Genomic DNA, 21920 nt, shown 5'->3' with positions numbered 1-21920 from the left:
AAAATGAATCGAATTCATAATTCAAAATTTAAAATTTAAAATAACAATTATGATGGATCTACTAAGAATAAAGGTTGATCAAATTCAACTGGAGAAGAATCATCAACTAATATTTTTACAATTTTTCCAGAAACTTCACTTTCAATTTCATTGAATAATTTCATTGCTTCGATAACACATAATGTGTCTCCTTTAGAAATTGTAGAACCTACTTCAACAAACATTGGTTTATCTGGAGCCGGTTTTCTGTAGAAAGTACCAATCATTGGTGATTTTACAGTAACATATTTAGATGTATCATCAGCAGCAGCTTCAGAAACAGCTGGAGCAGCAGCAACTGGAGAAGTAGCTACTGGAGCAGCCACTTGCATTTGAGGCATAGCTGCTTGCATAGGAACGTGCTGTACATAAGTCGTTTCAGCTCCTTCTGTTGTTGTTTTGATAGTGATTTTGAAATCATCCATCTCTAATTTTACTTCTGTAGCTCCTGATTTTGCTACAAATTTGATTAGGTTTTGAATTTCTCTAATATCCATGATATTTTGATTTTGGTTTATTATTTAGTATCATAAGCCCATTTTAAGTAGATAGATCCCCAAGTGAATCCACCACCAAATGCTGCAAATATAAGATTATCTCCTTTTTTAAGTTGCTTTTCAAAATCGTGCATTAACAAAGGTAATGTTGCCGATGTTGTATTTCCATAACGGTGAATATTGATTAGCACTTTTGATTCATCTAAGCCCATTCTTTCGGCAGTGGCATCGATAATACGTTTATTAGCTTGGTGCGCTAATAACCAGTTAACATCATTGTGAGTCAAATCATTTCTTTGCATGATTTTCTCACTAACATCTGCCATACCAGAAACTGCGTATTTGAAAACAGTTTTTCCATCCTGAAAAACAGTATGTTGCCCATTTTGAACAGTTTCTGCCGATGCTGGAAGAATTGAACCACCTGCATCTATTTTTAAATATTCACGACCAATACCATCTGAACGCAAATACTCATCTTGAAGTCCCATACCTTCTTCGTTAGGCTCAAAAAGAACAGCACCTGCACCATCTCCAAAGATAATGCAGGTTGCTCTGTCTGTATAATCGATAATTGAAGACATTTTGTCTGCTCCAATTAAAAGTACTTTTTTGTATCGTCCTGATTGAATATACGATGCAGCAGTTGACATACCGTATAAAAAACTTGAACATGCTGCTTGTAAATCGTATGCAAAAGCATTAACTGCTCCTATTTGCGATGCCACATAAACCCCTGTAGAAGCTACTGGCATATCTGGAGTAGCAGTTGCTAATAGTACTAAATCTATATCTTCAGGATTAATTCCTGATTTTTCGATAAGATTTTGAGCTGCTTTGATAGCAAGAAACGAAGTTCCTTTACCTTTTTCTTTTAAAATTCTTCTTTCTTTAATTCCTGTTCTGGTAGTTATCCATTCATCATTTGTATCAATCATTGTTTCTAACACTTGGTTAGAAAGAACAAAATCAGGAACATACGCACCAACGGCGGTTATTGCGGCAGTTATTTTACTCATAAAATTGTAATAATACTTTCTAAAAAATCGCTTTTTAAAAAGACGATGAAGTTACAAAAATCTTTAAAATAAATTTTAAATAACTTCTATTTTATTTTCACTTATATCCAACAAAAAAACTCTCACTAGGTGAGAGTTAGATTTCTTTTACTAAAACGTATTAAGCAACAGCTACCGATTTATCGATAACTACTTGACCTCTATAGTACATTTTACCTTCATGCCAGTAAGCTCTGTGGTATAAATGTGCTTCTCCAGTTACAGGACATGTTGCGATTTGAGCAACAGTTGCTTTATAATGAGTTCTTCTTTTATCTCTTCTTGTTTTCGAGGTTTTTCTCTTAGGATGTGCCATTTTACAAAATTATTTATCCGTTAATAGTTTCTTTAATGCTGCCCAACGCGGGTCAATTTCTTCTTCTTTTACTTCTTCTTCGTCTTTGACTTCAATTTCATTAAGCGTTTCCAAATCCATATTTTTTGCATTTGGACTAATCCTCTTTAATGGTACTGACAAAGCAATCATTTCATAGATATATTGCGAAACGTCTATTTGATGTTCACCAAAAGGCAAAATGAGTAACTCCTCATTATCATCATTATATGTCTCACCAAAACGAACCACTAATTTTAATTTACCTTTAATTGGCATATCAAATGGTTCACCAGTTACATCACACAAAACATTTACAGTTCCAGAATGCTTAAAATTCAATTCAAGCATATTTGTTTGCTTTTCTAAAACCAAATTCACTTTTACATCTGCCGAATCAAATTCGTCATACTCAAAGTGATCAAAGAACGCTTTATTTATTTGATATTCAAACTGATGTTTTCCAAGCTTTAACCCCACATATGGAATTAAATATTCATTTGTACCTTTCATACTAACAACAATTTGTCCCTTAATTAGGGTGTGCAAAGATATAAATTATTTATAAATTTAAAAGTGTTATGAACATTTTTTTGTTTATAACTGTTTTTCCTTAACTTTTAAAGGCTTTTCAGTAATTTGAGCATGATTGTTTCTCGATTTAAAAATATCAATTGCTGCATATACTGCCTCTACAAACGAACTATGATCTGCTATTCCTTTTCCAGCAATATCAAAACCAGTTCCATGATCTGGTGAAGTTCGCACTTTATTTAAGCCAGCTGTATAATTCACCCCTTTACCAAAAGAAAGTGTTTTAAACGGAATTAATCCTTGATCATGATAAGTTGCTATTACAGCATCATATTTTTCATATTGACCACTTCCGAAGAAACCATCAGCTGAAAAAGGCCCAAAAACCAAAACTCCTTCGTCAAAAATCTTTTTCAAAGCAGGTTTTAATACTTTTTCTTCCTCATCTCCTATTACACCATTATCACCCGAATGTGGGTTTAAACCTAGAACCGCAATTTTAGGACGAGTAATTCCAAAATCCTGAATCAATGATTGATTGATAGTTTTTATTTTTTTAAGAATCAACTCTTCTGTCAAGTGCTTAGCCACTTCATTAATAGGCACGTGATCTGTTAGCAAACCAACACGAAGTGTGTCCTGAACCATAAACATTAAAGCATCCCCTTCCAGTTCTTGATTCAAATAATCTGTATGTCCAGGGAAAGAAAATTCTTCCGATTGAATATTTGACTTATTAATAGGAGCCGTAACTAAAACATCTATATCTCCTGATTTTAATGCTTTTGTAGCTTCTACAAATGACTTAACTGCATACTTCCCTACATTATCATCGGTTTTACCAAACTCAATATTCACCCCCTCACGCCAAACATTCAATACATTTATCTTTCCTGTTATTGCTTGGTCAATTTTATCTATACCATGTAAATTTGTAGAAAGTTCTAAATTCTTTTTTAGGAAAGAAAGAATTTTAACATTAGCAAAAATTATAGGAGTACACAACTCTAACATACGTGTATCCTCGAAAGACTTTAATATTATCTCCCCTCCTATACCATTCAAATCACCAATTGAAATCCCTACAATTATATTTTCTGGTCTTTTTGTCATCAGTTCAATGTATTTATTGCTAATTTTGAATGCAAATTTACTAAAATTAATCAGTTAATGTTTACAGGCATCATAGAAACTCTCGGAACAATTCAATCCCTTCAAAAAGAGGGCGAAAATATTCATGTTTCGGTACAATCAAAAATAACGAGCGAACTTAAAATCGACCAAAGTGTTGCTCACAATGGAATTTGTTTAACTGTTGTTTCCATCGAAAACGACATTTATACAGTAACCGCAATCAAAGAAACTATCGAAAAAACAAACCTTGGTGAATGGCAGGTTGGTGATGTAGTTAATCTTGAACGCGCTATGAAATTAGGCGATCGCTTGGACGGCCATATTGTTCAAGGCCACGTAGATCAAACTGCAGTTTGCAAAAACATTGAAGAAGTTGATGGTAGTTGGTATTTTACATTCGAATACGATAGAAATCTAAGCAATATTACAATCGAAAAAGGCTCGATAACAGTAAATGGAACAAGTTTAACAGTTGTAAATTCAAAAATAAATGAATTTAGCGTGGCAATTATTCCTTACACTTTTGAACACACAAATTTTCATAGTTTCAAAATTGGAACCAAAGTAAATTTAGAGTTTGATGTGATTGGGAAATATGTAAAGCGTCTTCACGAGTTACAAGCTTAATTTCAAAGCATTAAAAAATAAAAAATCCCAAACTCCACTTCGACAAGCTCAGTGAACGTTTGGGATTTTTTTATCTAGAATTTTATTTTTTACTTCATCTTCATCAACCAGTTTCTCATAGAAACTTCATTGCTAATGATTCCTCTCAATTCAGAAATAGCAACGCGATCTTGTTGCATTGAATCACGGTGACGAATAGTAACTGTTTTATCTTCTAATGTTTGATGATCTACAGTAATACAGAAAGGTGTTCCTAATGCATCCTGACGACGGTAACGACGTCCAACCGCATCTTTTTCATCATAAGCAACATTGAAATCCCATTTTAAGTCTTCAATTATTTCTTTAGCTAATTCTGGCAAACCATCTCTTTTAATTAATGGTAAAACCGCTGCTTTTGTTGGTGCTAATACCGAAGGCAAACGCAATACTGTTCTTGTTGAACCATCTTCTAAAGTTTCTTCTTTTAATGAATTTGAGAAAACTGCTAAAAACATACGATCTAAACCAACTGAAGTTTCAACTACGTATGGCGTGTAGTTTTTATTTTCTTCGGTATCAAAGTATTGCATTTTCTTACCTGAATACTCTTCATGTGCTTTTAAATCGAAGTCAGTTCTTGAGTGAATTCCTTCTAATTCTTTAAACCCAAACGGGAAGTTGAATTCAATGTCCGCAGCCGCATTAGCATAATGTGCTAATTTTTCATGGTCGTGAAAACGATAATTTTCTTTTCCTAAACCTAATGATAAATGCCATTTTAAACGCGTTTCTTTCCAGTATTCGTAGTATTTCATCTCTTCTCCTGGCTTCACAAAAAATTGCATTTCCATTTGTTCGAATTCACGCATACGGAAAATGAATTGACGCGCTACGATTTCGTTACGAAAAGCTTTACCTGTTTGAGCAATTCCAAAAGGAATTTTCATACGTCCTGTTTTTTGCACATTCAGGAAGTTCACAAAAATACCTTGAGCCGTTTCTGGACGTAAATACAAATCCATCGCAGTATCTGCAGAAGCTCCTAATTTAGTTCCAAACATCAAGTTAAACTGACGTACTTCTGTCCAGTTTTTAGAACCTGAATCTGGACAAGCAATCTCCAATTCTTCGATTAATGCTTTCACATCTGCCAAATCACCAGAATCTAAACCTTTTGCCATTCTTTGAAGAATTGCATTTTTTTGGTCTAAATATCCTTTAACTCTTTCGTTTGTTGCAACAAATTGTGCTTCATCAAAAGCTTCACCAAAACGGCCTTTTGCTTTTTCGATTTCTTTTTGTGCTTTTTGATTTAATTTTTCGGCATAATCCTCAATTAAAACATCGGCACGGTATCTTTTCTTAGAGTCTTTGTTGTCAATTAATGGGTCATTAAAAGCGTCCACATGTCCAGATGCTTTCCATGTTGTAGGGTGCATAAATATCGCAGCATCAATACCCACAATATTTTCATGCATTTGCACCATCGATTTCCACCAATAGTCTCTAATATTCTTTTTTAATTCTACTCCGTTTTGCGCATAATCATAAACTGCGCTTAAACCATCATATATTTCGCTTGACGGAAAAATAAATCCGTACTCCTTTGCATGCGAAATCACATTTTTAAATAAATCGTCTTGTTTTGCCATAGTGGTGCAAAAATAGGAAAAGTGATTGAGAATTTTACTTACAGAAAAGTAAATTATTTAAGAGAAAAAACAGTATTGCCGATTAAGTTTATACCTGAAAAGATATTAATTTCATAATCGCCAGGAAGTAAATCTTTTTTGTTGGGATCTATAAACACACAAACATCTAGTTCTTCATTTTCATAAAAAACATTTGTTTTAGCGCTATATCTTAATAATTGATTGCCAAACTCAACAAATTCACCTTTATCTGTAACTACCTTTTTTCTAGGATTTATAATTTGAAGGTAAATATCTTTATAACCCTGAACAGCTGATTTATTTTCAAGAAGTGTGAAACAAACTTTTATTTGCTCTGTAGCATTAAAGCGTTTTGTTTCTATAATATTATTGGAAACAATTTTTACTCCATTAGCAATAACATTTGTTGCAGTAAGATTTCTTGTCTTAGCAACAATCTTTTCATTTTCTCTGTTTTTATTTTCTAATTCAGAATTTTTTTGAGAAAGTTTATCTACTTCATCTTGAATTGATTCCTGTTCTTTTAATTTCTCATTAATAAGGTTTTGAAATGAATCTATTTCTTTTCTAGTAGTGTTTTTTTCTAAATAAATTACCTTAACTGGAGTATGCGGTTTAACCGTAACTACTTTTTTATTTTTAGAAACCAAAATAGAATTGGCACGAGTTAGCTCTCTATTTTTCAAGACTTGATCATCATATCTGCTAAAAATTTCTTTTAAATCATTAACATATGTTTTTTTATCAAGCTTTATCGATTCTTTTAATTGAAGATTTTCTTCTTTAGATCTAAAATATTTCACTGCAAAAGTCGTTGTTGTAGATAACAACACAACTGATGCTAACTTTAAAAAAGTCGTTGAAATACGTAAAGACATTTTGTTTTGGGTAATTTTTTCTAAATTTATCTTTTTCCTTTTCACAAAAAAAATAAAATCGATGAAATGCTCAAAAATTTGCTAAACTTATTCTATCCTAAAATTTGTTCAGGATGTTCTAACCTTTTATTAGAATCTGAAAATCAAATATGCATTACTTGCAGACACGATTTACCTCTTACAAATCACTTACTCACAAAAAACAACGAAGGGTTAAAAAAGTTTTACGGGAAGATCCCAGTAGAGAATGTTTCAAGCATGCTTTATTACCATAAAAAAGGCATTACTCAAAACTTAATTCACAATTTAAAATACAAAAACCAACAAAAAATAGGCACTGTTTTAGGTGATTGGTATGGTATTGATTTAAAAGAAAGCAAAGCATTTGACAATATAGACTTTGTTATCCCTGTACCATTACATAAAAAGAAATTACAAAAAAGAGGATACAATCAGATAGATACATTTTGTGAATCAATTTCTAAAAAACTAAACAAGGAAATTAAAAAAGAAGTTTTAATTCGTAAAGAGTATGCCGAAACTCAATCTAAAAAAAATCTAATCAACCGAAGTACCATTTCTGAAAATACATTTTCAATTTCTTACAACGAAACCCTTTACAACAAGCACTTTTTATTGGTTGACGATGTATTGACCACAGGAGCAACATTAGAAGCTTGCGGAAAAGCAATTTTAAAAATTCCTGGCGCTAAACTGAGTATCGTAACGATTGCTTTTTCTGAATCATAATCCTGAATTCAAAAAAATTTCGTTTACACTAAATAAAGTGGTTATTTTGTACTGATTAAATTGCGGTTCATGAAAAAAATAAACATACAGTTTTTAATATTTTTATCTTTTGTTTTTATTGTTAGTTGTGCAAAAAGAGGAACAATAACAGGTGGAGATAAAGATGTTACGCCTCCTAAAATTGTTTCAAGTAACCCAAAAAACCTTTCAACTCAATTTAATTCGAAAACAATAAAAATAAATTTTGACGAGTTTATCAAGATTAAGGATCTCCAAAAAAATTTAATTGTTTCTCCTCCCATGCAAAACCAGATAACTGTTTTACCTCAAGGTACAGCGAGCAAACAATTAGTTATTAAAATAAACGACACTTTAAAAGTTAATACGACTTACAGTTTCAATTTTGGTCAAAGCATCGTGGATAATAATGAAGGAAATGCGTACCCTCAATTCAAATATGTCTTTTCAACTGGGAAAGAGCTTGACTCTTTATTTATAGAAGGAACCATAAAAGATTCTTATGAAAAAGAAACAGATACTTATGTAAACGTCATGTTGTTTGAGGTAGATGAAAACTTTAAAGACTCTATTATTTACAAGCAGAACCCTCGATACATTACAAACACACTTGATAGTTTAAAGACTTTTAAAATAGAAAATGTTAAAGCTGGTAACTACAAATTGATAGCTTTAAAAGAAAAGAACGCTAATTATAAATTTGATCCAAATAGTGATAAAATTGGTTTTTACAATCAAACTATAACTGTTCCAGACAAATCAATCTTTGAATTAGAATTATTCAAAGAGATTCCAAAACTTAAAGTAAAAAAACCGAGTCAGGCTTCAGGAAACAGAGGTTTATTAGGATATGAAGGATACAATAAAGACTCAAAAATAACAGCAACATACAAAGGAAATACTTTGCCCATAAAAGTTACCAAATTCCCTGAAAAAGATTCATTGCAAATTTGGTTCCCAGTCATAAAAAACGACTCTATCGCAATTCAGTTTGAAAATAAAGAATTGAAAAAAGATTTTGTTTTAAAATTAAAAAATCAAAAACAAGACACTTTAAGCATTACCGCGAAACAAAGAGGCAGCATAGGTTTCAATGAAGTGTTTACTTTAAACACGAATACCCCTCTGGAGAAGTTTGACTTTTCTAAAATGAGTTTATCAAAAAAAGACTCTTCAAAAGTCGAATTCAAAACCAATTATGACGAATTCAACAACAAGCTTGAAGTTCTTTTCAAAAAAGACGAAGGTGAAAAATACACCTTAAACATGCTGCCAGGAACGGTTGAAGATTATTTAGGCCAAAAGAATGATAGTTTAAAATTTGTAGTTAGCACTAAGAATTTTTCAGATTACGGAAATTTAAAATTGAATTTTAAAAATATAAAATCATTCCCAATCATTATTGAATTAACTGATAGCAAAGGAAAAATTTTAGAATCACATTACAGTGAAGACAATTCAAGCGTAGAATTTTCATTCTTGGAACCCAGAAAATATTCGCTTCGTGTTATTTATGACGAGAACAAAAACAAAGAACGAGACACTGGAAGCTATCTAGATAAAAAACAACCCGAAGAAGTATATCATTACCCAACAGAAATTGACGTAAGAGCTAATTGGGATGTAAATCAGGATGTAGATTTAGGAAATTAACTCAAATCTATCTTTGTCGTTCAAAAAATTTAATTTTAAACGAGTTTCTAGCATTTCATTTTTATCAAACGAAAAGATTTTAACTGATTCATTTTCGAAAGGTTCAACCACATAATTTCCATGATAATCTATAGACTGTGAATGGCCTAAGTATTCCAGTTGACTACCATCTGTACCCACTCTGTTTACTCCAATCACATAAGATAAATTTTCCACAGCACGTGCGCGCAATAAAATATCCCAAGCATTGATTCGTGGTTTAGGCCAGCTTGCCACGTATATCAACATATCGTAATTTTCGACATTACGGGCAAAAACTGGGAAACGCAAATCATAACATATCTGTAAACAGATTTTCCAGTCTTTATAATTTACAATCACTTTGTCATTTCCACGTGTAAAAACCGCTTCTTCTTTTGCTAGAGAGAACAAATGCCTTTTATCATATTTTTGAATAGTTCCGTCAGGAAAAACAAAAAGCATGCGGTTATAATAATTACCATTCTCCGTAATTACTAAACTTCCAGTTATCGCAACATTTTTCTTCTTGGCCAATGCAACCATCCATGAAACAGTTTTTTCATCCATAGTTTCAGCAACAGCAGAAGGGTTCATTGTAAAACCTGTCGAAAACATTTCAGGCAATACAATCAAATCTACTGTTTCGTGGATTGCATTGATTTTTTCTTCGAAATTGATTCTATTTTCACTTGGGTTTTCCCAAACTATATCGGATTGAATTAAAGCAACTCTCATACTTATTTAATCGTTATTTCATCTATAAAAATAAAGGCATCGCCTCCTGCGCCTTGATGCCAATAAGGCAGCTTGCCAAAGTTTTTTGCTACAACTTTTACATATCTGGCCGAAGCTACTTTCTTACTACAGTCGAATGATTTTAAAACATTCTTATCTATTTTAGGATCTACATCATTGCTTATAGTATCAATCAATTCAAAATTCACATTATCATTAGAAACATAGAACTCCACTTGTGTTGGCATTAAAATCCATGAACGTTGGTCTTGTAAAAAGTTGGCACTAATACTACTCAATGGCAAACTAGCTTGTCGGTCGATTACACATTCAAAATCCTGGTTTTGATACCCTTGCCAATCTCCTTTTCGCCAATTTTCTGAACCAAAGATTCCATCCAACAATCCTTCTGAACCTCCTGCATGGTATTGCGGATTGTATTTTGATTTGATATTGATGGTGTAGTTGTTTGGTTTTTTGAAGAATTCAGCAGAAATAGTATCACTTGTTTTTTCAAAACCATTGGAAGAATAAAATTTAATTTTAGTCGATTCAGTTAAAACCAATTCTTTGTCAAACATTTTAAATTTAGAATTATTAATACTGTAGAAATATTCTACATCCTTATCAAAGGAATCAAAAGATACATTTAACTTCTCTTTAAATGCTTTGCTTTCTGCTTGAATTACAGGAGCAGGAATTATTTCTTTGTAATTGTTAACATAGCCATCAAAAAGAGTTTCAAGATCTGGTTTAACAAACTTTCGTTTATAAGGGTTATCATATAAAGAAAGCTTTGCTGAATTTTTATCATTCAACCTTACTTTTACATTTTCAAATAAAGGAGCTGTAATTGTAAAACAAGAAACACCAGGCGTCACTTGATAAACACCTATACTACTCAACACGTACCAAGCACTCATTTGGCCACAATCTTCATTACCAATTAATCCATCAGGAGTGTTTTTATAGAAATTATCTAAGATGTAATTTACTTTTGCTGCTGTTTTTTCTGGTTTCCCTACATAGTTATACAAATACGCCATATGGTGACTTGGTTCGTTCCCATGTGCATATTGTCCAATTAAACCCGTAACATCAACCTGTTCGCGTCCTGTGGTTTTACTTTCGCTGTTGAACATTTCATCCAATTTGGCTTCAAATTTTTCCGCACCGCCATGTGCTGCAATTAAACCTTGAATATCCTGAGGTACAAAAAATGAATACTGCCATGAATTTCCTTCAGTATAATTATTATTTACTTCGCGAGGGTCGAAAGGTTTATCCCAACCGCCATTTTTCTTTGGTCGCATAAACCCAGTTTCCCAGTCAAAAATATTTTTCCAACTCTGAGATCGTTTCATGAAATAGGCATAATCATTTGAATATCCCAAAATAGCAGCCATTTGTGCAATGCACCAATCGTCATAAGCATATTCTACCGTTTTAGAAACACTTTCATGTTCGTCATCCATCGAAATAAAACCATTCATTTTATAGGCATCCAAACCTAAATGATCCAACATCGCCGAATGTTTCGAAGCTTCGAAAGCCTTTTCATAATCAAAACCTTTGATGCCTTTTACCATAGCATCAGCAATCACTGAAACTGAATGATAACCAATCATACAATCGGTTTCGTTTGAAGCCAATTCCCAAACGGGCAATCTGCCCCCTTGTTCGTATTGCTTTAAAAAGGTATTAATATAATCAGCCGTTCTTTTTTTATCAATCAACGTATACAAAGGATGCGCTCCACGAAAGGTATCCCATAAAGAAAAAACGGAGTAATAATCAAACGTATCCGCTACATGGATTTTATTGTCGCGACCACGGTATTTTCCATCTAAGTCTTCCGCGATATTAGGCTGCATCATAGTGTGATACAAAGCCGTATAAAAAACAGCCAGTTTATCCTTGTCTTTTGAAGTTACTTCAATTTTAGATAGTTCTTTATTCCAAGCGGCTTCTGCATCCTTTTTCACTTTCTCAAAATCCCATTGTTTGATTTCAGACATGTTCAACTTAGCACCTTCATAACTTGTGGGTGAAAGTGCCACTTTTACTAATATTTTTTCGCTTTTTTTGACTTGTTTTGAGGCTTTAATAACCACTTTGGTTCCAGAAAAATATTTTGCTTCATTCTTTTCATTCCCATAACCACTTACTTTTACTGGAACGTTAAATTCAATTCGCGCATAGATATACTGGTCTTTAGCCCAAGCTTCGCTTCTTCGAAAAACCTCAATAGTTTTATCATCAACAACATTCACTTCGCCATAAAGCAATTTATCACGGTGATTCAAATCCATCACTATATCAGCTTCCCCAGCATTATTAAAAGTATATTCATGAAAACCTACTCGGGTTGATGATGTTAATCGAACATCTATATTGTGTTTGTCTAATTTTACAGCATAAAATCCAGCGGAAGCTTTTTCATTGATATGTCTAAATTCTGAACTATATTCTTTAGGATTAAAAGTAGACTCTCCCATTGTTGGCATCAACATAATGTCTCCATAATCTGAACAACCCGTGCCATTTAAGTGTGTATGAGAAAATCCATAAATAATCTTATCTGAATAGTGATACCCTGAGCAGCCATCCCAACTTCCATCTACTCTTGTATCCGGAGAAAGTTGCACCATGCCATAAGGCAAAGTGGCTCCAGGAAAAGTGTGTCCATGTCCATCTGTCCCTATAAAGGGATTAACATGTTTTGCAAAATCCTGTGAAAATGTAAATTGTGAGATTAATAGAATTAAAAAGAGAAAACGATTTGAGTTCATTAGTTTTTGTGTTGTTTTTTCAAAGATAAAAAAAACGCATCCATAAGTTTGAATGCGTTTCATAGAAATAAACAATTAAATTTTGACCACCATAGGATCAATCCAATTGATATCTGCCTTTTTAAAATATTCTTTTATAATGGGTACAGCTATTTGCGCTTTAGCATGAACATCATGAAATAGTAAAATCCCTTTTCTCCACAAAAGCATCAAAGTAATTTGTCTATCGGCAACTTGCTTTCCAGTAATATCTTTATTCCAATCCTGCGAATCCATATTCCATAAGACAACTTTAGAATTATGAGTATTTAAGTAATCTACAACGACTTTATTTCGTTGTCCATATGGAGGACGGAAATAGACAATCTCTTTTGATTTTATATTTGATTTAATAATATCTTGAGTATAATCAATTGAGTTTTGCCAATCTTGAAGTTTTTGATGAGATTTATGAATCTTACCATGGGAAGCTACTAAATTTTGACCATACAACAATTCTATTGATTTAGAAGATGTGCTATTTAATCGTTGATTAAAATTATCTCCTAAAACAAAAAAGATTCCTTTAAGATTGTTTTCGTTTAGAACTTTTAGAAGTTTATCAGTATTTCCGTTTTGAGGAGTTGGCCCATCATCAAAAGTTAACAAGAAATGCTTTTGTTTAAAACGATCACCAGTTATTTCATTTTCATCAATTGCTGCAATTTCGCTAGTTATTCTCGGATTTAATGCAGCCAATCGATACAGTTCAATAAGATAATCCTGATGAAACACTTTTGATGAATTGTACCAATTTTTTAATTCCGAAGAAATGTTTTTATTCAACTGTAATGTTATTAGCGAATTCCAATCTGCATCTTTTTTTATAGGAATATATTTTGGCAATGACTCATCTAACAAATTATGAAAATTATCAAGCAAAAGTTTTTTGGTCCTAGCCTCCCATTCCTTCACCGATTTTTCACTAACATTCTTAACTCCAATTTTGAGAGATAATTCAGAAGTAGTTAAACTCATGTAATCATTGAAAACTTCTGTAAAAACCAACATCTCCATTTTAGATGTTACATCAAAATCCGATTTAGAATTAATTGGATAAGGCCAAATAGAACGATCTATTTTAGCAGCATTTATTTGCCCGAAAGATTGAGTTGCAATAAGCAAAAACAATAAAACCTTTAATCTTTTCATTATTATGATCTCACTTTAGCAGACATTCTTGTAATACCTTTATCATAAGCAGGATTTTGATTGTGCTGTTTAGCTAGTTTGAAGTTATTTAAAGCATCATTCCATTGTCCTTTTTGCTCATAAATTCTAGCAATATTATAATACGAACTTGCTCTAACTATATTAGCTTTAGCTCCTTCTGCTAAATCAATTGCTTTTCTGTTTGCCCATAAAGCTTCTGCTTCTCTACCTAATTTTTGAAAAGACAAACCTAGATTGCTATACGCTTGTCCGTTTCTAGGATTTTCTTCAATAGCATCTTGATAATATGCTACTGACTGCTCTAAATTGCCAGCATGATAACTTCTTTCACCATCTTTATTCAAATTTATAGATTCTTGAATACTTGCAGCATCAACAACATGATTAGCTGCATCATATCTATAATCTCTTAAAATAGATCGTACACCTTCCCACGAAGTCGCATTTTTAAAATCACCTACATCGACTAGATTACCATTCTCGTCTATTATGAAAGGAATCCAAACTGTCCCTGTTTTTCCAAATTGTGGAACATATGTTCTGATTAATGTGTTACCAATATAAACGTACACTTTCGCATTACTTATCTTAGATAAGTTTGCATTGTTGTTACTCTCTTTATTTGAGTAGTTATGTACTGCGTACACATATTTCTTACCATGAATTTTTTTTGTAATTGTAATGGTTTCTGGCCCATAACTATCCGTATCATCAACATCTAAGTTTGCCTGAGAAGCATCTTTTTGATAATAACAAACATATCCACCTTGATAAGAAAGATGTGAATCTAAATCCTCAGGAGCACTGCCCCAACTCAAAACAATTCGCATTCCGTCCAACTCCTCCATTACAGGACTAATTGCATAAGTTAAACCTCCACACGGACATTTTGATACTAAAGTTGAATAACCATCCTTTTTTATAATGATAGTCAAATCTGCTTCGTCTTGATATTCTGCTGGGATTTGTACTTTACCTCTTTGATCCGAATATAAAGGAATAGATTTTTCTCCGTTCTTTTGAAAGATGACTTGAGCTCCGGGAATAACTTTATCCTTAACTACTGCACTTAAAACTAAAATTTCTTTTGAAGACTGGGCATAAAATGCCTGAGTTAGCGAGAAAAGCAAAAACGCTAAAACATACTTTTTTAACGACATATAAGTTTTTTAATAATTTTCTCACAAATATAATTTTTTAACCTATAATAAAAAACGCATCCATAAGTTTGAATGCGTTTTATTAAATTATTTCATAATTAGATTTAACTTTTAGCTTTCCAAGCTTCAAAAAAAGTTTTTACTTTTTCTTGACTGTATCCTTTTCCTTCTTCTAAAGAACCTGTTTCCTGAACATGAATTAATTTTCCTTTTTTATTTAAAACCATAAAAATTGGATATCCTTGTTTTTCACCAGGGTTACCATATTTAGCAAAGAATTTTTCGTTTTTATTTTTTGGAGACCAATTCAGATGATAATAAATATAATTATTATCAACTAAACTTTTCAATTCATCAGTCTTTTGGATAAAGTCATTTAAACGTAAACACCAAACACACCAGTTTCCTCCAACCTGAATCATGATGTTTTTATTCTCAGCTTTAGCCTGTGTTAGAAGCTCATTAATTTTTACATCAGCAGCTTCCATTTCATTATACGGTTTTTGCAAAGAAGCTTTCTCGGCTTCAATTTGTTTTTTCTTTTCAGCCTTTTCCTCATCTGTTTGAGAAAAACCAATCGCTGTTACCAATAATACGCAAGCCAAATATATCTTTTTCATCTATTCTATTTTTTTGTTAAGTTAACAAAAATCAAGCCATAAAAAAAGCGCCCTAAGGCGCTTTTGAATTATTTTACAAGACTTGCTTTTAAATATTCTCTGTTCATACGAGCAATGTTTTCTAAAGAAATCCCTTTAGGACATTCAATTTCACATGCTCCTGTATTAGTACAGTTACCAAATCCTTCTTCATCCATTTGACGAACCATGTTTAATACACGGTCAGTAGCTTCTACTTTACCTTGTGGTAACAACGCATACTGAGAAACTTTTGCTCCAACAAATAACATAGCAGAACCGTTTTTACAAGTTGCCACACAAGCACCACATCCAATACAAGCTGCAGCTTCAAATGCTTTATCAGCATCCGCTTTAGGAACTGGAATTGTGTTAGCATCGATAGTGTTACCTGAAGTATTTACAGATACGAAACCACCTGCTTGTTGAATTCTGTCGAAAGAACTTCTGTCTACAACTAAATCTTTAATCACAGGGAAAGCTTTACTTCTCCATGGTTCAACATAAATAGTATCACCATCATTGAACATACGCATGTGTAACTGACAAGTTGTGATTCCTGTATCAGGACCGTGTGCACGACCATTAATATACATAGAACACATACCACAAATACCTTCACGACAATCGTGGTCGAAAGCGATAGGTTCTTTCTTTTCTGCAACCAATTGTTCGTTTAATTGGTCCATCATTTCTAAGAATGAACTATCTGTAGATACATCATTTAATGAGTAATCTACCATTTGTCCTTTGTCAGAAGCTTTTTTCTGACGCCAAACTTTTAATTTTATATTGATATTCTTTTTAGATGCCATAATCTTATTGTTTTAAGTCAACAACTATTATTTATAGTTACGAGCTGCGATTTTGATAAACTCGTATTTCAACTCTTCTTTGTGTAATACTTCTTTGTTGATGTCTTCACCTTGGTATTCCCAAGCTCCAACAAATGAGAAGTTTTCGTCATCACGTAACGTTTCTCCTTCAGCATCTTGGTGCTCCTCACGGAAGTGACCTCCACAAGATTCTTCACGTTGTAATGCATCCATTGCCATTAATTGACCTAATTCCATAAAGTCAGCCACACGAATAGCTTTCTCTAATTCAGGATTCATTTCATCAGCTGATCCAGGAACAAAAACATCTTTGTAGAACTCTTTACGTAAAGCATCGATTTCTGCAATAGCTTCTGTCAATCCTTGAGCATTTCTTCCCATACCTACTTTATTCCACATAATTAATCCTAATTTTTTGTGGAAGTAATCAACTGATTTTGTACCGTTGTTGTTCAAGAAGAAATTGATTTGATCTTGTACTCTTTTTTCTGCTTCAACAAATTCAGGAGAATCTGTAGCTATCTTACCTGTACGAATTTCATCTGCTAAATAGTTAGAAACTGTATAAGGCAATACGAAATAACCATCAGCCAAACCTTGCATTAACGCAGAAGCTCCTAAACGATTTGCTCCGTGATCAGAGAAGTTTGCTTCTCCTGCTACGAAACATCCCGGAATAGTTGATTGTAAATTATAGTCAACCCAAACACCACCCATTGTATAGTGAACCGCAGGATAAATTTTCATCGGAGTTTCATAAGGATTCTCGTCTGTAATTTTTTGGTACATGGTAAATAAGTTACCATATTTTTCTTCTAACCACTGTTTTCCTAAAGCAGTAACTTCGGCATCAGTTGGATTATGATTTCCTTTAGCATAAGCTGCTTGCTTTCCTTTACTTTGAATTTCTGAAGAGAAATCTAAATAAACTCCTTCATTTGTATCATTTGCTTCGATACCATAACCTGCATCACAACGCTCTTTTGCAGCACGAGATGCTACGTCACGAGGTACTAAGTTACCAAAAGCTGGATATCTTCTTTCTAAATAGTAATCTCTATCTTCTTCAGCAATTTGCGTTGGTTTTAATTTACCAGCACGGATTGCTTCAGCATCTTCTTTTTTCTTTGGTACCCAAATACGTCCAGAGTTACGTAATGATTCAGACATCAACGTTAATTTAGACTGATTTGTACCGTGAACTGGAATACATGTTGGGTGAATTTGCACATAACAAGGGTTAGCAAATAAAGCTCCTTGCTTGTGGATTTTCCATCCAGCTGTAACGTTACTTCCCATTGCATTTGTAGATAAGAAATATACATTTCCGTATCCTCCTGAAGCAATGATTACTGCATGAGCTGAATGACGTTGAATTTCGCCTGTAACTAAATCACGAGCGATAATTCCGCGAGCTTTACCATCTACTTTTACAATGTCAAGCATTTCGTGACGGTTGTACATTTTCACACGTCCTAAACCAATTTGACGAGATAAAGCCGAATAAGCTCCTAACAATAATTGTTGCCCTGTTTGACCAGCTGCATAAAATGTACGTTGAACTTGTGTTCCACCAAATGAACGGTTATCTAATAATCCTCCGTATTCACGAGCAAAAGGAACTCCTTGTGCTACACATTGATCAATGATATTACCTGAAACTTCGGCTAGACGATGAACATTAGCTTCACGAGCACGGTAGTCACCACCTTTAATTGTATCATAGAATAAACGGTAAACTGAGTCACCATCATTTTGATAATTTTTTGCAGCATTAACCCCACCTTGAGCAGCGATTGAGTGTGCACGACGAGGAGAATCTTGAAAACAAAATGCTTTTACATTATAACCCATTTCTCCAAGAGAAGCAGCAGCCGAAGCACCTGCTAAACCAGTACCTACAACAATAACATCAATCTTTGGACGGTTATTTGGAGCAACAAGCTTTAAATGATTTTTATGATTAGTCCATTTCTCTGAAATGTGACCTTCTGGTATTTTAGAATCTAACTTCATAATATATTCTGATGTTGATTATTTTGTAAAGTGAATGAAAAGTGGAATGATTGCGAATAATAAAGGTACTATGATTGCAAATCCAGTTCCGAACATTTTTATTGCTGGCGTGAACTTATTATTAACTCCCATTGACTGGAAAGCACTCTGAAAACCGTGAAGTAAATGGAATGCTAAAACCACCATTGAAAGAACATATAATATTGTAAATACTAATCCGTATTGAGGATCTCTAAAGAAATCGAAAGTAATTTTATGCAAATCTTTAAAACCTTCTTTAACCTTTACATTCGCATTAGTTTCATAAATTTCTGTTTTATTCTTAACAACATAAGTAGGGTCGTTAACTGGAACATATCCTCCATCTGTAGTAAGATAAAAATCTTGCTTCATTCCTGGTTGCACTTCAACAGTCATTTTTTGGAGTGGCATTTGAGAAAAATGCATTTTTGCCCAAAAATTTGTCATGTGAGTCACAATGAATATCAAAATAACTGTCCCTAATACTGCCATGTTTCTTGATGCAAAACTACTATTTACTTGAGGCTTATTCATTGCATAAGCTACAGGACGAGCTGCCTTATTTTGAAATGCAAGCATTAGTCCATCTATTGCATGAAAAACAATTGAAATGTACGTTAAGTAAGAAAGTAATTTTACTGCTGGATTTGTAGTCATGAACAAAGCGTACTTATTAAACTTTAAAGCTGCTTCAGTCGAACTTCCGGCTAATAGCTGAAGATTCCCCAATAAATGTCCCGTCAAAAACAAGCATAAAAATAAACCTGTAAGAGCCATCCAGTATTTTTTTGCTAAAGATGACTTTAAAAGCGCAGATTTTGCCATAGTATTTGTTGATTATTAATTTTAAAAAAAGTTGAAACAAAAGTAAAGGAATTTGACTGTAACCACAAACCTTTAAGCATTATTTATAATGAATTTAAAATACGTACAAAAAAGAAAAAAAGCATCTAAATATTCATCTAGATGCTTTTTGATTATCTTTTTATTTTTTCTAGTTATGACTAGGAATCAAACCTCTTAATCCCATATCTACAACATTCTCTCCAATTGACGGCTCGTATTTACCATCTGGTGTTACTTCTTCCCATTCAAAACTATTATTAACAGAAAGCGACAGTGTCACTTCTATATTTTTTGTCTCATTTCCAGTAATCACTAAATTATTTACAAACTTCCCTGTAACCACACATGAATTTGGTGGTATTGGCGATGTTGAGTTAATTGGATTAGGAACAGTTGTTGCTCCAGCTGGAGCTTGGCCAGAGGTTGAAAAATTAAATCCTTGCAAACCAAAAGCCCAAAAACCTTGATCTTTATTAGCATTTACATTATATGTATATCCTCCAGAAGTAAATGAAGTGATATAAGTACTTCTTCCCACAAAACTTGCCAAAGTTCCATTATATTCAGTCCCTGCACTTAGCACTTTAATGTTATAATCTTGATAAGAAAGAGAACATCTAGCCCATTCATAGCTTCCGGGAGTAATATTTTTAATAGGAATTGACAAAAACACTTCTCCTTCACCAACAATTTTTGCTTTACTAAAGTCAAACGCATTTGCTCCTCCAACATTAGTCTCCATTCCATGATATAAAATTGCCCCATCTCCTATTTGCGTCATTGCATTTTGAGCAAATTCTAAATAATGAGAACTAATTTTATTAAAAATTGGTGTTTGAGCAGCATGTCCAGTTGGTATTGTTGATGGCTGTCCAAAATTATCTAATCTCTCTTGATTAGGATTAAATTTAAATTTCACTATTAATTGTGGTTCATCTTGAACGACTTCTTTATCATCCTTATCATCACAAGAAAAAAACAATCCACTCATAAGAGCTACACTTAAAATCATTTTAAATCTCATACTACTTTGTTTATAATTGATAGTTTTAAAACGAAAATAGATAAAAAAAAGTATTATCCTAATTAAATGCTAATTTTACAATATGGATGATGCGGTTTAACTTCAAAATCCTAAATTTGAAAATCATTTTATTTAAATCATTTCATCATGAAATACCATCAAATAGACCGCGATTTATTTATTAAAAATAGAAGAAAATTCACAGCACTAATGAAACCAAATAGTGTTGCCGTTTTTAATTCGAACGATATTTACCCAGTTTCTGCCGATAGCACATTACCGTTTGCACAACACCGTGATATTTTCTATTTATCTGGTGTAGATCAAGAAGAAAGCATCTTATTACTTTTTCCTGATGCACCATATGAGCATTTAAAAGAAGTTTTATTTTTAAGAGAAACAAACGAACACATTGCAGTTTGGGAAGGAGAAAAATTAACCAAAGAACGAGCTTTTCAAGTTTCAGGAATTAAAACCGTAATTTGGTTACAAGATTTCCATAAAACCCTAAAAGAAATCATGGCTTATGCTGACACGATGTACATTAACACAAATGAACATTATCGTGCAACCATTGAAACTGAAACTCGCGAAGCTAGATTTGTAAAATGGTGGAAAGAAAATTATCCTGCTCACAAAGTAGAAAAATCGAATCCTATTTTACAACGCTTGCGTTCTATTAAGGAAAGTGAAGAAATCGATTTAATTCAACACGCATGTAATATTACTGAAAAAGGTATTCGTAGACTTTTGTCATTTGTTAAACCAAATGTAATGGAGTATGAAATCGAAGCTGAATTGGCTCACGAATTTTTACGCAATCGTTCTAAAGGATTTGCTTATACTCCAATTATTGCTTCTGGAAACAACGCGAATGTTTTACATTATATTGAAAACAACCAACAGTGCAAAGCAGGTGATTTATTGTTACTAGATGTTGGTGCTGAATATGCTAACTACTCAAGTGACTTAACAAGAACAATTCCTGTTTCAGGTCATTATACAGACAGACAACGAGCAGTTTACAATGCAGTTTTAAATGTAAAAAATGAAGCCACTAAAATGTTGGTTCCAGGAACACTTTGGAAACAATACCATATTGAAGTTGGTAAAGTGATGACTTCTGAATTATTAGGTTTAGGCTTGATTGACAAAGCCGATGTACAAAACGAAAATCCAGATTGGCCAGCGTATAAAAAATATTTCATGCATGGAACATCTCACCATTTAGGTTTAGACACACATGATTATGGATTATTACATGAACCAATGCAAGCTAATATGGTATTCACAGTAGAACCTGGAATTTACATCCCAGCTGAAGGATTTGGTATTCGTTTAGAAGATGATGTGGTAATTCAAGAAAAGGGAGAACCTTTTAACTTAATGCGCAACATTCCTATAGAAGCTGATGAAATCGAAAGCTTGATGAATGCATAATT

20 protein-coding genes are annotated in these 21920 nt (G+C 33.0%); 4 read left to right on the top strand and 16 right to left on the bottom strand.

The features are described from left to right. Positions 1 to 47 precede the first annotated feature (47 nt). The 5 genes from accB to pdxA form a co-directional block, all read right to left on the bottom strand. Positions 48 to 536: an acetyl-CoA carboxylase biotin carboxyl carrier protein gene (accB, locus tag BUC09_RS02840; RefSeq protein ID WP_073308479.1), complete on the bottom strand. Its 489-nt coding sequence runs from the start codon at positions 534 to 536 to the stop codon at positions 48 to 50. Between the two features lie 20 nt (positions 537 to 556). Next, the gene (locus BUC09_RS02835) at positions 557 to 1555 is read right to left on the bottom strand and encodes a beta-ketoacyl-ACP synthase III (RefSeq protein ID WP_073308478.1); all 999 of its coding nucleotides are present in this window, start codon (positions 1553 to 1555) and stop codon (positions 557 to 559) included. Between the two features lie 160 nt (positions 1556 to 1715). Continuing rightward, a complete protein-coding gene (gene rpmF / locus BUC09_RS02830; protein ID WP_073308476.1) occupies positions 1716 to 1910 on the bottom strand; it encodes a 50S ribosomal protein L32 in 195 nt (64 codons plus the stop codon). 9 nt (positions 1911 to 1919) lie between these two features. Next, a complete protein-coding gene (locus tag BUC09_RS02825; protein WP_073308474.1) occupies positions 1920 to 2441 on the bottom strand; it encodes a YceD family protein in 522 nt (173 codons plus the stop codon). 84 nt (positions 2442 to 2525) lie between these two features. Continuing rightward, positions 2526 to 3575, bottom strand: coding sequence for a 4-hydroxythreonine-4-phosphate dehydrogenase PdxA (gene pdxA, locus BUC09_RS02820; protein WP_073308472.1), 1050 nt, complete (start codon positions 3573 to 3575; stop codon positions 2526 to 2528). Between the two features lie 57 nt (positions 3576 to 3632). Here pdxA and BUC09_RS02815 point away from each other — a divergent pair, with 57 nt between their 5' ends. Next, a complete protein-coding gene (locus BUC09_RS02815; protein WP_073308470.1) occupies positions 3633 to 4223 on the top strand; it encodes a riboflavin synthase in 591 nt (196 codons plus the stop codon). An 89-nt stretch (positions 4224 to 4312) separates the two neighbouring features. On the opposite strand, the gene BUC09_RS02810 is transcribed toward BUC09_RS02815, so the two are convergent. Next, positions 4313 to 5857 (bottom strand): glycine--tRNA ligase, encoded by a 1545-nt coding sequence (locus BUC09_RS02810; protein WP_073308468.1) that lies wholly within the window; start codon positions 5855 to 5857, stop codon positions 4313 to 4315. Between the two features lie 53 nt (positions 5858 to 5910). Beyond that, on the bottom strand, positions 5911 to 6756 hold the full coding sequence (locus BUC09_RS02805) for a hypothetical protein (RefSeq protein ID WP_143161854.1): 846 nt from the start codon (positions 6754 to 6756) through the stop codon (positions 5911 to 5913). Between the two features lie 66 nt (positions 6757 to 6822). On the opposite strand from BUC09_RS02805, the gene BUC09_RS02800 reads away from it, so the two are divergent. Then, positions 6823 to 7506, top strand: a complete 684-nt coding sequence (locus tag BUC09_RS02800) for a ComF family protein (protein WP_073308464.1) — start codon at positions 6823 to 6825, stop codon at positions 7504 to 7506. A 69-nt stretch (positions 7507 to 7575) separates the two neighbouring features. Further along, a complete protein-coding gene (locus tag BUC09_RS02795; protein WP_073308462.1) occupies positions 7576 to 9177 on the top strand; it encodes an Ig-like domain-containing domain in 1602 nt (533 codons plus the stop codon). Here BUC09_RS02795 and BUC09_RS02790 read toward each other — a convergent pair. The 9 genes from BUC09_RS02790 to BUC09_RS02750 form a co-directional block, all read right to left on the bottom strand. Next, positions 9166 to 9933 (bottom strand): nitrilase family protein, encoded by a 768-nt coding sequence (locus BUC09_RS02790; RefSeq protein WP_073308460.1) that lies wholly within the window; start codon positions 9931 to 9933, stop codon positions 9166 to 9168. The genes BUC09_RS02795 and BUC09_RS02790 overlap by 12 nt on opposite strands. Before the next feature lie 2 nt (positions 9934 to 9935). Beyond that, positions 9936 to 12725 carry a GH92 family glycosyl hydrolase gene (locus tag BUC09_RS02785; protein WP_073309035.1) on the bottom strand — a complete coding sequence of 930 codons (2790 nt, stop codon included), beginning with the start codon at positions 12723 to 12725 and terminating at the stop codon, positions 9936 to 9938. Between the two features lie 75 nt (positions 12726 to 12800). Next, complete coding sequence (locus BUC09_RS02780; RefSeq protein WP_073308458.1) at positions 12801 to 13916, bottom strand: polysaccharide deacetylase family protein; 1116 nt, start codon at positions 13914 to 13916, stop codon at positions 12801 to 12803. A 2-nt stretch (positions 13917 to 13918) separates the two neighbouring features. Next, complete coding sequence (locus BUC09_RS02775) at positions 13919 to 15097, bottom strand: tetratricopeptide repeat protein (RefSeq protein ID WP_073308457.1); 1179 nt, start codon at positions 15095 to 15097, stop codon at positions 13919 to 13921. Positions 15098 to 15201: 104 nt separating this feature from the next. Then, a complete protein-coding gene (locus BUC09_RS02770; protein WP_073308456.1) occupies positions 15202 to 15717 on the bottom strand; it encodes a thioredoxin family protein in 516 nt (171 codons plus the stop codon). Between the two features lie 68 nt (positions 15718 to 15785). Next, positions 15786 to 16550, bottom strand: a complete 765-nt coding sequence (locus BUC09_RS02765; RefSeq protein ID WP_073308455.1) for a succinate dehydrogenase/fumarate reductase iron-sulfur subunit — start codon at positions 16548 to 16550, stop codon at positions 15786 to 15788. A gap of 27 nt (positions 16551 to 16577) precedes the next feature. Next, the gene (locus BUC09_RS02760) at positions 16578 to 18587 is read right to left on the bottom strand and encodes a fumarate reductase/succinate dehydrogenase flavoprotein subunit (RefSeq protein WP_073308454.1); all 2010 of its coding nucleotides are present in this window, start codon (positions 18585 to 18587) and stop codon (positions 16578 to 16580) included. An 18-nt stretch (positions 18588 to 18605) separates the two neighbouring features. After that, positions 18606 to 19433, bottom strand: coding sequence for a succinate dehydrogenase cytochrome b subunit (locus tag BUC09_RS02755; RefSeq protein ID WP_073308453.1), 828 nt, complete (start codon positions 19431 to 19433; stop codon positions 18606 to 18608). Positions 19434 to 19602: 169 nt separating this feature from the next. Continuing rightward, positions 19603 to 20478, bottom strand: coding sequence for a hypothetical protein (locus tag BUC09_RS02750; protein ID WP_073308452.1), 876 nt, complete (start codon positions 20476 to 20478; stop codon positions 19603 to 19605). A 147-nt stretch (positions 20479 to 20625) separates the two neighbouring features. Here BUC09_RS02750 and BUC09_RS02745 point away from each other — a divergent pair, with 147 nt between their 5' ends. After that, entirely contained in the window at positions 20626 to 21918 is a 1293-nt protein-coding gene (locus tag BUC09_RS02745) for an aminopeptidase P family protein (RefSeq protein WP_073308451.1), read from the top strand. The last annotated feature ends 2 nt before the right edge of the window (positions 21919 to 21920 follow it).

The sequence above is a fragment of the Flavobacterium terrae genome, assembly GCF_900142035.1.
Classification (GTDB): Bacteria; Bacteroidota; Bacteroidia; order Flavobacteriales; family Flavobacteriaceae; genus Flavobacterium; species Flavobacterium terrae.
The sequence above is the reverse complement of the archived record's forward strand: the minus strand, read 5'-3'. Positions and strand labels throughout refer to the sequence as shown.

Bases quoted from the DNA above. Each gene is read 5' to 3' on its own strand.
- BUC09_RS02795 (WP_073308462.1), top strand. From the start codon at position 7,576: ATGAAAAAAATAAACATACAGTTTTTAATATTTTTATCTTTTGTTTTT.
- BUC09_RS02780 (WP_073308458.1), bottom strand. From the start codon at position 13,916: ATGAAAAGATTAAAGGTTTTATTGTTTTTGCTTATTGCAACTCAATCT.
- BUC09_RS02835 (WP_073308478.1), bottom strand. From the start codon at position 1,555: ATGAGTAAAATAACTGCCGCAATAACCGCCGTTGGTGCGTATGTTCCT.
- BUC09_RS02765 (WP_073308455.1), bottom strand. From the start codon at position 16,550: ATGGCATCTAAAAAGAATATCAATATAAAATTAAAAGTTTGGCGTCAG.
- BUC09_RS02760 (WP_073308454.1), bottom strand. From the start codon at position 18,587: ATGAAGTTAGATTCTAAAATACCAGAAGGTCACATTTCAGAGAAATGG.
- BUC09_RS02770 (WP_073308456.1), bottom strand. From the start codon at position 15,717: ATGAAAAAGATATATTTGGCTTGCGTATTATTGGTAACAGCGATTGGT.
- BUC09_RS02800 (WP_073308464.1), top strand. From the start codon at position 6,823: ATGCTCAAAAATTTGCTAAACTTATTCTATCCTAAAATTTGTTCAGGA.
- BUC09_RS02790 (WP_073308460.1), bottom strand. From the start codon at position 9,933: ATGAGAGTTGCTTTAATTCAATCCGATATAGTTTGGGAAAACCCAAGT.
- BUC09_RS02805 (WP_143161854.1), bottom strand. From the start codon at position 6,756: ATGTCTTTACGTATTTCAACGACTTTTTTAAAGTTAGCATCAGTTGTG.
- BUC09_RS02825 (WP_073308474.1), bottom strand. From the start codon at position 2,441: ATGAAAGGTACAAATGAATATTTAATTCCATATGTGGGGTTAAAGCTT.
- BUC09_RS02745 (WP_073308451.1), top strand. From the start codon at position 20,626: ATGAAATACCATCAAATAGACCGCGATTTATTTATTAAAAATAGAAGA.
- BUC09_RS02775 (WP_073308457.1), bottom strand. From the start codon at position 15,097: ATGTCGTTAAAAAAGTATGTTTTAGCGTTTTTGCTTTTCTCGCTAACT.
- BUC09_RS02750 (WP_073308452.1), bottom strand. From the start codon at position 20,478: ATGAGATTTAAAATGATTTTAAGTGTAGCTCTTATGAGTGGATTGTTT.
- pdxA (WP_073308472.1), bottom strand. From the start codon at position 3,575: ATGACAAAAAGACCAGAAAATATAATTGTAGGGATTTCAATTGGTGAT.
- accB (WP_073308479.1), bottom strand. From the start codon at position 536: ATGGATATTAGAGAAATTCAAAACCTAATCAAATTTGTAGCAAAATCA.
- rpmF (WP_073308476.1), bottom strand. From the start codon at position 1,910: ATGGCACATCCTAAGAGAAAAACCTCGAAAACAAGAAGAGATAAAAGA.
- BUC09_RS02815 (WP_073308470.1), top strand. From the start codon at position 3,633: ATGTTTACAGGCATCATAGAAACTCTCGGAACAATTCAATCCCTTCAA.
- BUC09_RS02810 (WP_073308468.1), bottom strand. From the start codon at position 5,857: ATGGCAAAACAAGACGATTTATTTAAAAATGTGATTTCGCATGCAAAG.
- BUC09_RS02785 (WP_073309035.1), bottom strand. From the start codon at position 12,725: ATGAACTCAAATCGTTTTCTCTTTTTAATTCTATTAATCTCACAATTT.
- BUC09_RS02755 (WP_073308453.1), bottom strand. From the start codon at position 19,433: ATGGCAAAATCTGCGCTTTTAAAGTCATCTTTAGCAAAAAAATACTGG.